2 protein-coding genes are annotated in these 1,291 nt (G+C 62.7%); one reads left to right on the top strand and one right to left on the bottom strand.

Annotated elements, in window-relative coordinates:
* Window positions 1-97: 97 nt before the first annotated feature.
* On the top strand, window positions 98-409 hold the full coding sequence (locus VQ045_RS21705; RefSeq protein ID WP_331831604.1) for a hypothetical protein: 312 nt from the start codon (window positions 98-100) through the stop codon (window positions 407-409).
* 55 nt (window positions 410-464) lie between these two features.
* Here the strand turns inward: VQ045_RS21705 and VQ045_RS21700 are convergent.
* Window positions 465-1,291, bottom strand: an 827-nt coding sequence (locus VQ045_RS21700) for an adenylate/guanylate cyclase domain-containing protein (protein ID WP_331831603.1), incomplete at its 5' end; no start/stop codon positions are given.

Genomic DNA, 1,291 nt, shown 5'->3' with positions numbered 1-1,291 from the left:
TCATCGACGCTTGCTGCGACGCCTGGAACCGCGCAACCAAAGATCCCAAGCGCATCCAATCCCTCTGCAACTATCCCTATATCAAAGCGGTGAGTTCATGAGCGCGACGGTATCATTCGAAGATCCCGCCGGTGGACCGCCATTTCTCGTCAGCACCAAGCTGACGCCGCGCAGCAAGCGGTACGGCCTGCGCTCTCCGCCTCTCAGCGGCATCGAAAAGGACAAGCCCTACCGCGTGACGGTGCGCCTCGTTCAAAATGGCGACGGCGCGGTGCTGTTCGAGGACGCGTTCACCGTCGCCTCGCAAATGTCCGACGCCGTCATGCCGCCCGCCCCGCTGACCATCGGGCCGGGCTATACGCGCAACCCTGACCTGCCGGACGGCTGGAAGCCGCCGAGCCCGGAATGACACGGCCGGCGTCGCGTGGTCGATCCAGGATTTGCCACACTGAGCAGCAGCTTGATCAGGACTGCGCAGCAATTGCGGGGGCCGCTGTCCCGATGCCTGGAACGGCGAACGCCTCGATCCCCGCCTTGATGCCCGGCACCGCCTGCCGTCCCAGGCAAACGAGATCGCCCTGATTAAGATCATCGAACGCGCGCGACGCCACGACAGGCGTGGAGAGGCTCTTGGTGAGTGATTCCAGCCGTGTGACTTCATTGGCTGCCGGCCCGGTCACCGTTAGGTCAAGTCGCCGTTCGGTCCCGACATTCCCGTAGATTACCTTGCCGGCATGCAGGCCTATTCCGAAGGCAATAGGATCGATCCCCTGTTCTGCCCGCATCTTGTTCTTGCAATCGGCGCGGGAGAGCGCCTCGCGCGCCGTCATCATCGCCGCCATGCACATTTCCGCTGCCGGCCGGGTGGTGGTCTCGAACGGAAAAATCGCCAGTACGCCATCGCCGATGTATTTCAGCACTTCGCCACCATGATCGATGACGGCTCCGGCCGTACAGTCGAAATAATCGTTGATCGTCGCGAAATAGTCGTCGATGCTGAGCTGTGAGGCGAGCGTAGTTGAGCCCCTGAGATCGCTGAACCAGAGGGCGCAGTCAATCACCCGGCCGTCGCCCTTCTCAACCAATCCGGCCAGAACGCTGCGCCCGGACAGTGTGCCGAGATAGGTCTCCAGCAGGACTTCGGCGAGGTTGCGGTCACTGGCCATTTTGACCGTGAGCGCGATCGCTACGGAAAGCCCGCGAAGATTGTCGACTTCCGACCGGGAAAAGCCACCGATCCGCCGGGTGCAAAAGGACACCATGGATCCCTCCGTGCCGGCCGGCACGGTCG

The sequence above is a fragment of the Aurantimonas sp. E1-2-R+4 genome (assembly GCF_036549515.1).
In the GTDB taxonomy this organism is placed as follows: domain Bacteria; phylum Pseudomonadota; class Alphaproteobacteria; order Rhizobiales; family Rhizobiaceae; genus Aurantimonas; species Aurantimonas coralicida_A.
The sequence above is the reverse complement of the archived record's forward strand: the minus strand, read 5'-3'. Positions and strand labels throughout refer to the sequence as shown.